General features: G+C 66.0%; 12 protein-coding genes. 4 read left to right on the top strand and 8 right to left on the bottom strand.

The window, feature by feature from the left end; translation table 11 throughout:
- The 3 genes from TX88_RS07690 to TX88_RS07680 all read right to left on the bottom strand — a co-directional run.
- The coding region (locus TX88_RS07690; RefSeq protein ID WP_044519183.1) for an MlaD family protein at positions 1-1,379 on the bottom strand (1,379 nt) is incomplete at its 3' end.
- Complete coding sequence (locus tag TX88_RS07685) at positions 1,380-2,237, bottom strand: ABC transporter permease (protein ID WP_044515849.1); 858 nt, start codon at positions 2,235-2,237, stop codon at positions 1,380-1,382. It lies immediately after the preceding gene.
- A gap of 1 nt (position 2,238) precedes the next feature.
- A complete protein-coding gene (locus TX88_RS07680; protein WP_044515848.1) occupies positions 2,239-3,108 on the bottom strand; it encodes an MlaE family ABC transporter permease in 870 nt (289 codons plus the stop codon).
- Positions 3,109-3,849: 741 nt separating this feature from the next.
- Here TX88_RS07680 and TX88_RS07675 point away from each other — a divergent pair.
- Entirely contained in the window at positions 3,850-4,875 is a 1,026-nt protein-coding gene (locus tag TX88_RS07675) for an NAD(P)H-dependent glycerol-3-phosphate dehydrogenase (RefSeq protein ID WP_044515846.1), read from the top strand.
- A gap of 78 nt (positions 4,876-4,953) precedes the next feature.
- On the opposite strand, the gene TX88_RS07670 is transcribed toward TX88_RS07675, so the two are convergent.
- A complete protein-coding gene (locus TX88_RS07670; protein WP_244438376.1) occupies positions 4,954-5,559 on the bottom strand; it encodes a helix-turn-helix domain-containing protein in 606 nt (201 codons plus the stop codon).
- 117 nt (positions 5,560-5,676) lie between these two features.
- On the opposite strand from TX88_RS07670, the gene TX88_RS07665 reads away from it, so the two are divergent.
- Positions 5,677-6,822, top strand: coding sequence for a zinc-binding dehydrogenase (locus TX88_RS07665; protein WP_110917908.1), 1,146 nt, complete (start codon positions 5,677-5,679; stop codon positions 6,820-6,822).
- An 18-nt stretch (positions 6,823-6,840) separates the two neighbouring features.
- Positions 6,841-8,280, top strand: a complete 1,440-nt coding sequence (locus TX88_RS07660; RefSeq protein ID WP_044515845.1) for an APC family permease — start codon at positions 6,841-6,843, stop codon at positions 8,278-8,280.
- A gap of 3 nt (positions 8,281-8,283) precedes the next feature.
- Here TX88_RS07660 and TX88_RS07655 read toward each other — a convergent pair whose 3' ends face one another.
- The 4 genes from TX88_RS07655 to TX88_RS07640 form a co-directional block, all read right to left on the bottom strand.
- Positions 8,284-8,799: a hypothetical protein gene (locus TX88_RS07655; protein ID WP_044515843.1), complete on the bottom strand. Its 516-nt coding sequence runs from the start codon at positions 8,797-8,799 to the stop codon at positions 8,284-8,286.
- A gap of 51 nt (positions 8,800-8,850) precedes the next feature.
- Entirely contained in the window at positions 8,851-9,168 is a 318-nt protein-coding gene (locus TX88_RS07650) for a hypothetical protein (RefSeq protein ID WP_044515841.1), read from the bottom strand.
- Between the two features lie 119 nt (positions 9,169-9,287).
- Positions 9,288-10,808, bottom strand: a complete 1,521-nt coding sequence (locus TX88_RS07645) for a sensor histidine kinase (protein ID WP_044515839.1) — start codon at positions 10,806-10,808, stop codon at positions 9,288-9,290.
- Between the two features lie 7 nt (positions 10,809-10,815).
- On the bottom strand, positions 10,816-11,589 hold the full coding sequence (locus tag TX88_RS07640; RefSeq protein ID WP_044515838.1) for a response regulator transcription factor: 774 nt from the start codon (positions 11,587-11,589) through the stop codon (positions 10,816-10,818).
- 477 nt (positions 11,590-12,066) lie between these two features.
- On the opposite strand from TX88_RS07640, the gene TX88_RS34985 reads away from it, so the two are divergent.
- Positions 12,067-12,753, top strand: a 687-nt coding sequence (locus TX88_RS34985; protein WP_044515836.1) for a SulP family inorganic anion transporter, incomplete at its 3' end; no start/stop codon positions are given.

The raw sequence follows: 12,753 nt of genomic DNA, 5'->3' as shown, positions 1-12,753 counted from the left end.
ACCGGCGCGACCGGCGACGGTGGCACCGGCGGGGGTGGCGTCGGCATCAGCGCGGGATTCGCCGTCCCCGGCACCGGCCCGGCCGGTGGCATCCACGGCGGCAGCGGCGGGTTCGGGTCGGCCAGGTTGGGGTTCGGATTGACCAACGGAGGACCGACCGCGACGAGATTCCCGTTGGCGCCCAGCACCGTTCCGGCGGGCGGTGCGAGATCGGCCGGCGGCTGAAAGTTCTCCGGCAGCAACACGTCCGGCAGCGAGGGACGGGTGGGCACCAGCGGCGCGGTGAAGCAGCTGGGGCCCTTGAGGCCGGCGTACTGCGGGCAGTCGGCCCGGGTGTAGGCGTAGCTCGGCGTCAGCGACAGGTTCACCCGCATGTTGCCGAAGTCATGCTCGGGGATCCAGACGTTGTCGAAGAACTTGCCCGACAACTGATTCAGCTTGACGAAGGCCGGAACCCAGTTGTTGGAGGTGTCGGCCAGCACACCCAGCACCGGCGTCAGGTTGGAAGTGGTCTTGACCAGCTGATCGGTGTGGTTGTCCAGCGCGGTATGGGCCGTACCCACCGTGTTGATCCCGCCGTTGATCATCGTGTTCAGCTGTGAGCGCTGCTGGACCAGGGTCTGCATCGGCTGCACGGCCTTGTGCAGCGCATCGAGCAGATCCGGCGCGGTCTGCTGCAGCCCGTGGGTCGCGTCGATCAGGGCGGAGACCGTGGTCTGTTCGGGTTCGGTGGCCACCACCGAGTCGAGCTGATCGATCAGCCGGTTCAATTGCGCTCCGCTGGTGAGCAATTCGGTACGGCGATTCTCGGTCGCGGCGTTCACCGCGGCCAGGATGCCCACCGTCTTGTCCTCACGACCGCGCCCGGTGGCGGCCAGCACGTCGCGCAGCTTGCTGATCGTGGTCTGGAACAACACCGTCGGCAGTTCGGTGTCCTCGGGAATCTGAGCACCCGCAGAAATTGCGGCACCCGGACTCGAACCATCTGCCGGCCCGCCGGCGCGGTCGACCAACTGGACCGACGACACCGCGAACACATTGCTGGGCACCACGCGTGCGGTCACCGTATTGGGGATGGAGCCGGCGTATTCGGGTTTGAGGTCGATGTGGACGAAGTTGGGGTCGCCGTTGGCGGCCGGGACGACATCGTCGACCATCCCGACGAGTACGCCGTGATACTTGACGTCGGACCGCTGCGGCAGACCGTCGCCGACATTGATCAGGGCGGCCACCACCGGCACCCGGGCATCCAGCCGCCCGGTGGCCTTCACCAGAAGGAACGTCGAAACCAGTGCTGCCACACCAAGTACCGCGGCACCGCAGGCGAGCAGTTGACGGTCGGTCGGGCCGCGCCCGTCCATTTCCAGCGAGTTGCCCATCTAGCCGCCGAACCTCGCTCCTGAATCGACCGTCCACAGCGCCATGGTGAGCAGCATGTTCACGATGACCACCACGGTGATGCTGGCCCGCATGGCATGGCCGGCGGCCACGCCGACGCCCACCGGTCCGCCCGAGGCGTAGAACCCGTAGTAGCACTGCACGGTGGAGGCGATCCACACGAAGATGACTGCCTTCAGCACCGAGTAGAGGATGTCCTGCCCGGACAGCATGAGGCTGAAGTAGTGGAGGTAGGAACCGCTCGAGCCGCCGCTGATCAGGAAGACCACCACCTGGGTGGTCAGATAGCTCACCGCCAGGCAGAGCGCGTAGAGCGGGATCACCGCGATCACCGCGGCCATCAGCCGCGTGGTGACCAGGTACGGGATCGGGCGGATGGCAATGGAATCGAGCGCGTCGATCTCCTCGGCGATGCGCATCGACCCCAGCTGTGCGGTGAACCGGCAACCGGCCTGGGTGGCGAAGGCCAGTGACGCGGCGATCGGCGCCAGCTCACGGGTGTTCACCAATGACGAGATGATGCCGGTGGCCGGGCCGAGCCCGAGGAGGTCGAGGAAGTTGTATCCCTCGATGCCGACGAGCGCTCCCATGGTGATGCCCAGCACCACCGCCACCCCGATGGTGCCGCCACCGACCACGAGTGAGCCATTGCCCCAGGCGATGTCGGACAGCAGCCGGACGAATTCACTGCGGTAGTGCCGCAGCACGATCGGTACCGCTGTCAGTGCTCGGACGAAGAACACCATCATGTGGCCCAGCCGCATGACCGGCTGGGAGGCCCGTTTGTACAGCCGCACCCAGGGTGCGAGTAACGGTGGGACGAATGTCGAGGCTGTCATGTCACAGCCCCACTCGGGGGAACAACATGATGTAGAGCTGGCTGATCGCCACGTTGACCACCATCAGCAGCAGGATCGACTCCACCACCGCCGCGTTCACCGAGTTCGCCACACCGGTGGGACCGCCTTTGGTGGACAGCCCCTTCTGGCACGACACCACGGCGACGATGGCGCCGAAGATCACCGCCTTCACCAGGGCCACGATCATGTCGCCGGTGGTAGCGAACGAGGCGAAGGTTGCCACGAAGCTGCCGGGGGCGCCGTTCTGGAAGTAGACGTTGAACAGGAAGCTCGCCAGGAAGCCGACGAAGCACACCACCCCGGTGAGCGCGACGCCGATCATGATCGCGGCGACGAAGCGCGGCACGACCAGCCGCTGAATCACCGAGACGCCCATGACCTCCATGGCATCGGTTTCCTCCCGCATGGTCCGCGAGCCCAGGTCGGCGGTGATCGCCGACCCGACTGCGGCGGCCATCAGAACGGCGGCGACCAGCGACGCGGCCTGCCGGATCACGGCCAGCCCGCTGGCCGCACCGGCCAGCGACGTCGCGCCGACCTGACCGGCCAGCAGGGCGAACTGAATCGAGAGGGTGACGCCGATCGGCAGGGCCACCAGCACGGTGGGAAGCACGGCCGTACCAGCCATGAAGGCACCCTGGCGGACGAACTCCTGCCATTGGAAGCGACCTGTCAGAAGGTCGAGGAACAGAATCTGGACGGTCCGGACTCCGAGTACGAACTGGTCCCCGACCGTGGTGAGCGATGCCAGCGGATGACGCCTGGCATAGCCGGTGGCCCAGTTCTCGATGGCGTCGATTCCGCGTTCCGGTTCGACCCCATCAGCCACACTCTCAGGCGGCGCCGTCATCCTCTCTCATTAAGAAGCAGAACGAACACAGACAATCCCTCCCCAGGCCGAGATATGGCCACCGCCGGCCGGATAACTCGCAGTGGTTGGCACCGTAACGTCGGCGCTCATCCCTCGTCAATGTTTTGCCGAATTATCATTCACTTAGCGAGGTTGGCTCATCAATTTCCGGCAAATCCGTAGCCATCCCCCCAGCGCATCGCCGGTTCCGCTCCAACGCGCGGGCGCGTGCTTGTCACTTCCTGTATCACCTGTAAATGCAGTGCATTCAGGCCACAGCGGACGTCCTTCGGATTGACGCCCGCGTAAGGGTCGCACCCCGATCGGTCACGATTACGCGCCCTGCAGACGAACTCACCACGAAATCAGTGCCTCGCATGCCCGTTAACTTTGCCGATCATGTCGAAACCGTGGAAAAAGGTCCCGGAATTTTGCCGGCGGATGGCGCCCGGTGCCGGGCTCGCCGCTGCGCCGAAGTCTACTGACTACAGGCGATGTCAGTCGGGTTTCGGCGGATCTCGTGCGGGCCACTCGTCCGCCCGGCTGATGCCGCAGATCCCGACCATGACCATACTTTAAAGTATGGTCATGGTTCGCGGAAGGGGAATCACCGGTCCAGCGGAGTAGATGGCCTCGATCATCGCGATCGACCGAAGATGCGACCGTCGGCGGACCACCACGGGCTGATCCAGTTCGACAACTTGGGCTCAGCAACGGCGTCCCGGCAATACTCTGATCGCCATGGCACCAGCGCAACGCGAACCCAACGTCGTCGTCCTCGGCGGAGGATCCTGGGGCACCACCGTGGCCTCCATCTGTGCTCGGCGCGGGCCGACGTTGCAGTGGGTGCGCTCGGAGGAGACCGCCAAGGACATCAACGACAACCACCGCAACACGCGCTACCTGGGCAACGAAGTCGCACTCCCCCAAAGCCTCAAGGCCACAAATGATTTCAGTGAGGCCGCCAACTGTGCCGATGTGATCGTGATGGGCGTGCCGTCACACGGTTTCCGCGGGGTGCTGACCGAACTGGCCCGTGAACTGCGGCCGTGGGTCCCGGTGGTCTCCCTGGTCAAGGGCCTGGAGCAGGGCACCAACCGGCGGATGAGTGAGATCGTCGACGAGGTGCTGCCCGGACATCCGGCCGGCATCCTGGCCGGGCCGAACATCGCCCGCGAGGTCGCCGAAGGCTATGCCGCCGCCGCCGTGCTGGCCATGCCCGATCAGCATTTGGCAGCCAACCTGGCGCAGTTGTTCCGCACCAAGCGATTTCGCACCTACACCACCGACGACGTGATCGGGGTGGAGATGGCCGGGGCGCTCAAGAACGTCTACGCCATCGCCGTCGGCATGGGCTATTCACTGGGCATCGGCGAGAACACCCGCGCGATGGTGATGGCCCGGGCGGTCCGGGAGATGTCCAAACTCGGCGAGGCGATGGGCGGGCATCGCGACACCTTCGCCGGCCTGGCCGGCATGGGAGACCTCATCGTCACCTGCACCAGCCAGCGCAGCCGCAACCGCCATGTCGGCGAGCAACTGGGTGCGGGCAAGACGGTCGACGAGATCATCGCCTCGATGAATCAGGTCGCCGAGGGCGTCAAGGCAGCCAGCGTGATCATGGAGTTCGCCGACAAGTACGGGCTCAACATGCCCATCGCCCGCGAGGTGGACAGTGTGATCAACCACGGCGCCAAGGTGGAGGACGCCTACTACGGCCTGATGGTCGAGAAGCCCGGCCACGAGGTGCACGGCTCCGGGTTCTGAGTTTTCTGCGCCGAGAGTGACGCTGTGGTCGTGCCTCACTGAAAACAACCACTGCGTTCCTTTCGCGCAATCCTGCCGTCAGGCGCCGCGCACCGCGGCGCGGAAGTCCTCGGCCCCGACCGGCGGAGCGATGGTCCAGAGCACCTCGGCCTCGCCGTCGGTCGGGTTGTGCCAGTCATGCAGTTGGGTCGCACCGAAGGTCATGCTGTCGCCGGTGTCCAGCGACGTGGTCTGCCCCTCGACGGTGATGCTGAGCCCACCCTTGAGCACGTAGACGAAAACCGTTGCGGCATCCAGCCGGTAGGCCCCGCCGGAACCACCGCCCGGGCGCATGACGGTGTGCATCACCTGCACGTGGTGTTCGGACTTCGGGGTCAGCAACTCTTCCCGGACCCCGTGGCCGCCCATCTCCAGCGGCGCCCCGGCCCCGCTGCGCACCACCGGCGCCGACGGGTACTCGAACAGGTCGCCGACGCCGATCTCCAGGGCGTCGCAGATCCGCATCAACACCGGGACCGAGACATTGGTCATCCCCCGCTCGGCCAGGCTCAGGAAACCCTTGGTCACCTCGGCCCGGGCGGCCACCTCGGTCAGGCTCAGTCCGCGCTGACCACGGAATTCGCGCAGCCGTGCCCCGGCCCGTCCCATGCCGGTCTCCGTGCCGGTCTGCTGGCCGTCCCCCACTGCAGCTGCCCCTTCCTGTTGACGCCCGTTCGTTTAGTGGTGTAAAACACGTTCCATCGTTTTATGGCATTGAACCCTACACGTGGCGGTGCCCCCCGAAGCACAGAAAGGCACGCGGTGTCTGCACCTGCAACCGAACCCAACGGCGAGTCGACGCGGATTCAGGCCGCCGTCCTCGACGGCAACGGGACCATCAGCATCGAGCACGTCGACCTCGCCGCCCCCGGCCCGGGCGAGGTCCGGGTCGAGATCGCCGCCGCCGGCGTCTGCCACTCCGACCTGCACGTCACCACCGGAGCCTGGGACATCCCGGCGCCGGTAGTGCTGGGCCATGAAGGATCCGGCGTCGTCACCGCGGTCGGGCCCGGCGTCGACGACCTCGAACCCGGCGACCACGTGGTGCTCAGCTGGGTGCCCGGCTGCGGCGAATGCCGCGCCTGTCAGGCCGGCCGGCCGGCCCAGTGCGCGCTGGTCGCGTCGGTCGTGGCCACCGGCGGCACCCTGTACGACGGAACCACCCGGCTGTCCAACGAACGCGGCCAGATCCACCACTACCTCGGGGTGTCCTCCTACGCCGAGCAGGTCGTGGTGCCCCGCAGCGGCGCGGTCAAGGTCCGCAAGGACGCACCCCTGGAAGACATCGCGATCGTGGGCTGCGCGATCGCCACCGGAGTGGGCGCGGTGCGCAACACCGCAGGCGTACAACCCGGTTCGACCGTCGCGGTGATCGGCTGCGGCGGGGTCGGACTGGCCTGCGTGCAGGGCGCCCGCCTGGCCGGCGCCTCGCGCATCGTCGCGGTGGACGTCGTCGCCGAAAAGCTCGAACTGGCAAGCAAACTCGGGGCCACAGAGACCGTCGACGCCTCGGCGGTCGAGGACGTGGTGGCCGCCCTGCGGGAGGTGCTGCCCGACGGATACGACTACATCTTCGACGCCATCGGCAAGATCGCCACCACCGAGCAGGCCATCGCCGCGCTGGGCCTCGGCGGCGCCGCCGTCATCGTCGGTCTGCCGCCGGCCGGCGAACGCGCCAGCTTCGACCCGCTCGCGCTGGCCGAGGCCGATCAACGGATCCTGGGCTCCAACTACGGCTCGGCGGTGCCCGAGCGTGACATCCCGCAACTGGTCGACGAGGTCATGGCGGGCAACCTCGACCTGGCCTCGATGATCTCCGCCCGGCGGCCACTGGCCGAAGCCGCGGCCGCCCTCGACGATCTGGCCGCCGGCCACGCACTGCGCCAACTCCTCGTCCCGAACGCCTGAGAAGAATCGAGATCCCAAGTGACTGAAGATCTTCAGACCCGGGCCGAGAGCCCGAGCGGGGATGCCGGGCTGCGCCGCGGGGTGATGGGTGGCGGCGAACTCGCCGCGCAGGCCATCGCCAACATCGCGCCCAGTGCCGTCATCGCGTTCACCGCCGCCGCCATCTACACCACGGCCAGTAACGGCACCTGGGTCTCGTTCGCGCTGGCCACCGTCGTCATCCTGGCGGTGGGTTACTGCATCTCGCAGTTCGCCAAGCGCCGCTCGAGTGCGGGCTCGCTGTACAGCTATGCCGCGACCGCACTGGGACCGTTCGGCGCCTACCTGACCGGCGTCAGCCTGATCATCGGATGCTTCGGGATCGCCGCGGGTTCACTGAGCGGCTCGGTGGCCTACACCGCCACCCTGCTCAACCAACTCGGCATTCCGGTCCACGGGGTGGCCGCACAGATCGTGCTGGCCGTCGTCCTCGGCGCGCTGGCCACCCTGTTCACCATCCGCGGTATCCGGCTCTCCGCACGAGTTTCGCTTGTGCTGGAACTGATTTCGGTGTCCATCATCACCCTGCTGCTGGTCTTCACCCTGGTACACCTCGGGGCGAACGCGTTCGACGCCGACCAGTTCGACCTGACCGGCGCCAAGCCGTCGGGAATCGCGGTGGGCATGGTGCTGGCGATCCTGGGCTTCGTCGGATTCTCCAGCGCCGACGCCCTGGCCCGGGAGGCCAAGGATCCCTACCGCGCGGTGCCACGGGCGATCATGTGGAGCGCCGCGGGCGTGGGTGTGCTTTACGTCTTCGCCGCCTACACCCAGGTGGCCGCACTGGGACCCGACCTCGGCGAATCCGCCCAGCCGCTCAACGATCTCGCGACCCTGGTCGGCATGCCGGGCTGGTTCAACCCGATCCTCAACTTCGGTATCGCCGCATCGTTCTTCGCCGTGGTGGTCGCACCGATGAACGTCATCGGACGCATCCTGTACGTGATGGGCAAAGAGGGTGTGGTTCCGTCGGCGATCGGCCGGACCCACCCGACCCACCTGACCCCGCACCGCGCCCTGATCTCGGTCAGCCCCCTGGTGATCGCGGTGCCCGTGGTCCTGTACCTGGGCGGCGTCGATGCGATGGACGTCGTGACCTGGGTGGACACCTACGGGACCTACGGTTACATGGTGGCCTACGCCGCTGCCGCGATCGCGGCCGTCGTCTTCCTCCGCAGCATCAAGGTCCGCGTCCCGCTGGTCTGGCCCGCCGCCGCGCTGGCCATCGGATCGATGGCATATGTGTTCTACGCCAACGTGTATCCGGTTCCGGCCTACCCGCTCAACGTGATCCCGTGGCTGTTCCTGGCCACGGTTGCCGCCGCGCTGGCCTGGTACTGGATTCTGAAGCGCCGGTCACCGGAAGTGATCGCGAAGATCGGCACCAGCGACATGGAGACGCTCGAAGGAATCGGCTGAGCGTCAGCCGATCTGGAAGGTGGGTTTGAAGTCCGATTCCTGCTTACCGATGACGAAGCTGCCCGACGGGCTGATCACGAAACCGGCCTGGTTGCGCCCGTCGATGCATGAGGTCGACACACCGTCGGTGCCGCAGCTGATCGTCTGGTAGCTGATCCGCGAGTTCGGCGGCAACGGCTTGGGATTCTCCACGACGCCGAACACCGGGGCCGGCGAGCTGGCGAACCCGGGAACTCCGGGCCCGCCGCTGACCAGATTCGCACCGTTGGGTGCGGCGGGGATCGGGCCGCTGCAACCGTAGGTGCCGCTGCGCTGCAACACGCAGGTGATGCCCTCGGGGATGCTGAAGGCGTACCAGTTGTTGTCCATCACCGCGTATTCAGAGGTCTTGACGGGCGGATACGCGTTGACATTGGGGGCGGCCGGCGCGGGTTCCGGGTCCGCGACCGCCACGCCGGGCACGCTCATCACTGCCGCCCCCGCGACGCTCACCAGGCCAATCACCACTCTGCTCAGCACGCGGCCACCCTAACCCGGGGCGGTAGTGCGGTCCACCGCTCCGGGGTTCGGCTACTTGCCGCCGCAGGCGAGGTCGACGTACACCGTGGTGTAGCGGACCCGCTCCTCGGTGTTGCCCCGAGGCGCTGCCTTGAGTTCGGTGATGTCACGGCCCGGACGGACCGCCTTGACGTTGCAGTCGTTGATCGAGCCGCTGCCGACGCGGGACAAGATGACGCGGTAGCCCTCGTCCTCCAGCTGCTTGATGGTCTGCTGGGCCGACCCCGTTCCGCTCGGTGCCGCAGCAGCCGGGCCGGCCAATGCCAGCGCACCCACGGCCAAGCCGGTTCCGATGGTGGCGACAACGGTGTTTTTGACGGTGTTCCTCATTGAACTACCTGCCTTCCTTGCTGAATTGATTTCAGCCTATGCAGGTAATTCGCCCGAGTCCATCAACTCATATTGAACACATACGAAGGAACGCATATGAATTGTCACGCATTGAATATTCATGCGGGATTCATATTTTTCAGGTGCCCGGCAGCGGCATCCGGAGCGGACTCGCGGTCCAGTGGGATACGCACAGTAAACACCGTTTCACCTGGCTTCGAGGCCACGGCGACGGTGCCCTGGTGAGCCTCGACGATCGTCGCCACGATGGCCAGGCCCAGCCCGGTGCTACCCAATTCTCGCGACCGCGATTTATCGGCCCTGACAAATCTTCCGAATAGATTCGGCAACAATTCCGCATCTATTCCCGGACCGTCGTCGGTAACCGTTAATTCCGCAAATTCATCGGCCTCGGTCAATGCAATGGTGACCGTCACACCGGGCGGTGTGTGCACCCGGGCATTCGTCAACAAATTGCTGACCACTTGATGCAGCCGGGCCAGGTCGCCGCGCACCCACAATGGATCGTCGGGCAGTTCGGCCACCCAGTGATGTTCGGGTGCGCCCACCGCCACGTCGTTGACCGCGTCGACCACCAGATCGCTCAGGTCGATGTCGTCGGTCTCCAGGTCCTGGCCCTCGCTCAGCCGGGACAACAACAGCAGGTCGCTGACCAGCCCCGTCATCCGCCGCGCCTCGGCCTCGATACGGGCCAGCGCGTATTCGGTGGTCGGCGGCAGGGTCGCGCTGTCCTGCCGGGTGAGCTCGGCATATCCCTGGATCGCCGCGAGCGGGGTGCGTAGCTCATGGCTGGCATCGGTGAGGAACTGCCGCGTGCGCCGATCAGAGGCGGCCAGCTCGGCCAGCGCACTGTCGACGTTGGCCAGCAGCTGGTTGAGCGTCTCCCCGACGATTCCGACCTCGTTGTCCGGATCGGTGTCCTTGTCACGCACCCGCGCCGTGATGCGGTGATCACCACCGTCCAAGCGCAGGGTCGCCACCTTGGCGGCGGTGGCCGCCACCCGGCGCAACGGCCGCAGGGCGATACGCACCACCGCGACCGTGCCCAGTGCGGTGGCGATCAGGGCGACGACGATCATCACCGCGACCGTCACCGTCTTGCGGGCGATCACCAGGTTCGCGCTCTCCATGGACACCCCGGACACCAGCACATCGCCGTTGCCCGCCGGCTGGCTGGCCAGCCGGTACGAGCCGAGTGCCGGGAGCTTCACCGTGCGGGGGTGCTCGTCGGTCCAGGCGTACTGGTCGAGGGCGCGCGTCACCGAGACCGGAGCCGGGTGCGGCTCACCATCGGAGAACACCGCCGACTGGATCACCTCGCCGTCGTGCAGCACCGCGATCAGGTTGCCGGGGGCCTGTCCGACGAACGCGGTGAGCGCCTCGGCGTCCGCGGTGAGTACGTGTCCGGCCTGACCTTCGCGCCACTTCTCGTAGGAGTGGCTGAACGCCGCCAACGACCGCGTCACCTCGGCATCGCTCATCGTCGACACATAGGTGTGCAGGCTGTACACCGACAAGGCACCGACCGCGGCCAGCGCCACCGTGACGATCGCACTGACACCCAGCACCAATTGGCGGCGCAGCGAGCGCGGCCACCACCATTTGGTTTTGGGCGGCATCAGCGGGTCACGACGCAGGTCGCAGCATGTAACCCACCCCGCGCACGGTGTGGATCATCGGCTCGCGGTCGGTGTCGACCTTCTTGCGCAGGTAGGAGATGTAGAGATCCACGATGCTGGACTTCCCGCCGAACCCGTAATTCCACACCCGATCCAGGATCTCAGCCCGACTCAACGCCCGGCGCGGATTACGCATCAAGTACCGCAACAACTCGAACTCCGTCACCGTCAGATTGATCGGCTCACCAGCCCGGGTGACCTCACGACTGGCGCCGTCGAGCACCATGTCCCCGACCTTCAAGGTCTCATCGGCCGGCGGCGTGGTGTGACTGGACCGACGCAACAACCCACGCAGCCGCGCCACCAACTCCTCCAGGCTGAACGGCTTGGTCATGTAGTCATCAGCCCCGGCCGTCAGCCCCGACACCCGGTCCAGCACCGAATCCCTGGCCGTCAAAAACAGCGTCGGCGTGTAGCCGTCGGCCTCACGCATCCGCTGCAGGATCTGCAGCCCATCGATGTCGGGCAGCATGATGTCCAAGACCACCACATCCGGTTCGATCTCGTCGAACTTTGCTACCGCGTCATGGCCGTTGTGCGCCACATCGACTTCCCAGCCCTCATAGTGCAGGGCCATCTTCACCAGGTTGGTCAGCGCCGGCTCGTCATCGACCAGCAACACCCGGATAGCTGATCCGTCGGCGCGGTGAATCTTCGGCAACTGTCCGAGGATGGCCTGGCGGGGTTGCTGGGCGCGGGGGGAAACGGACATCGTCGTCATGTTTCCATTGTGCGGAGTGCACAGAGTGTTGTCACGGAGTTCATATGGAGTTCTAAGGGAATGCTGTTTCTATGATTCTTCTATGACCTTCGTCACCTTTGTGACCTGTGGTGACCTGGCTCAAACATATTGCGATACATACAGTTTCAAACGAGTAGATGAACAATTGGTGCCGCCGATCGCCATTTGTTGAATGATTTCCCCTGCGCACCAGGCATATTCACTGGCTCCGATACCCCAACGAAACATTTGGGTTCTCTATGCATGGCCCAAACTTCCTTGCACGGGCCCACAGCGATAAATACGCTCGCCCACAGCAATTGGGTGTTGCCCAGCTACATATGAGCCATAAGTCGACATGTGTCGCGCTGTGCTCCAACACCTTTCGCGGTTGTTACCGACAACGGCGTCAATATCTCTGTGCGGACTCGCAACGAGGCGGGTCCGCGCATCACCAACTCCAGACGGAGGCGCGTCATGCAGCAAACCACCCAACTCGCCGAACGGGCCCGGGCCGTTCTGCGATACGACCTGCCCGCCTCCCTGGTGGTGTTCCTTGTCGCCCTGCCGTTGTCGCTGGGTATCGCCGTCGCCTCCGGCGCTCCGGTGCTGGCCGGCATCATCGCCGCCATCGTCGGCGGCATCGTCGCGGGCGCCCTGGGCGGATCACCGCTACAGGTCAGCGGGCCCGCGGCCGGCCTGACGGTCGTCGTGGCCAGCATGATTTCGCAGTTCGGCTGGAAGGTCACCTGCGCCATCACCGTGTGCGCCGGCATCCTGCAGGTGCTGTTCGGACTGAGCCGGGTGGCGCGCGCCGCACTGGCCATCTCCCCCGTCGTGGTGCACGCGATGCTGGCCGGTATCGGCATCACCATCGCGCTGCAGCAGATCCACGTGCTGCTCGGTGGCAGCTCCAACAGCTCGGCCTGGGCCAACGTCACCGAACTGCCCGGTCAGCTGGTCAACGCCCACGGCCACGGCGTCGTCCTCGGCGCGCTGGTGATCGCGATCCTGGTGGCCTGGCGCTGGGCGCCCAAGGCCGTGAAGAAGGTGCCCGGTCCGCTGGTGGCCATCGTCGGCGTCACGGCGCTGTCACTCCTGGCCGCGTTCAGTGACGTCACCCGCATCCAGATCAACGGCTCGCTGATCGACGCGCTGGCCCTG

Source organism: Mycolicibacterium septicum DSM 44393 (assembly GCF_000455325.1).
GTDB classification, from domain to species: Bacteria; Actinomycetota; Actinomycetes; order Mycobacteriales; family Mycobacteriaceae; genus Mycobacterium; species Mycobacterium septicum.
This window is presented reverse-complemented; position numbering and strand designations above follow the sequence as displayed.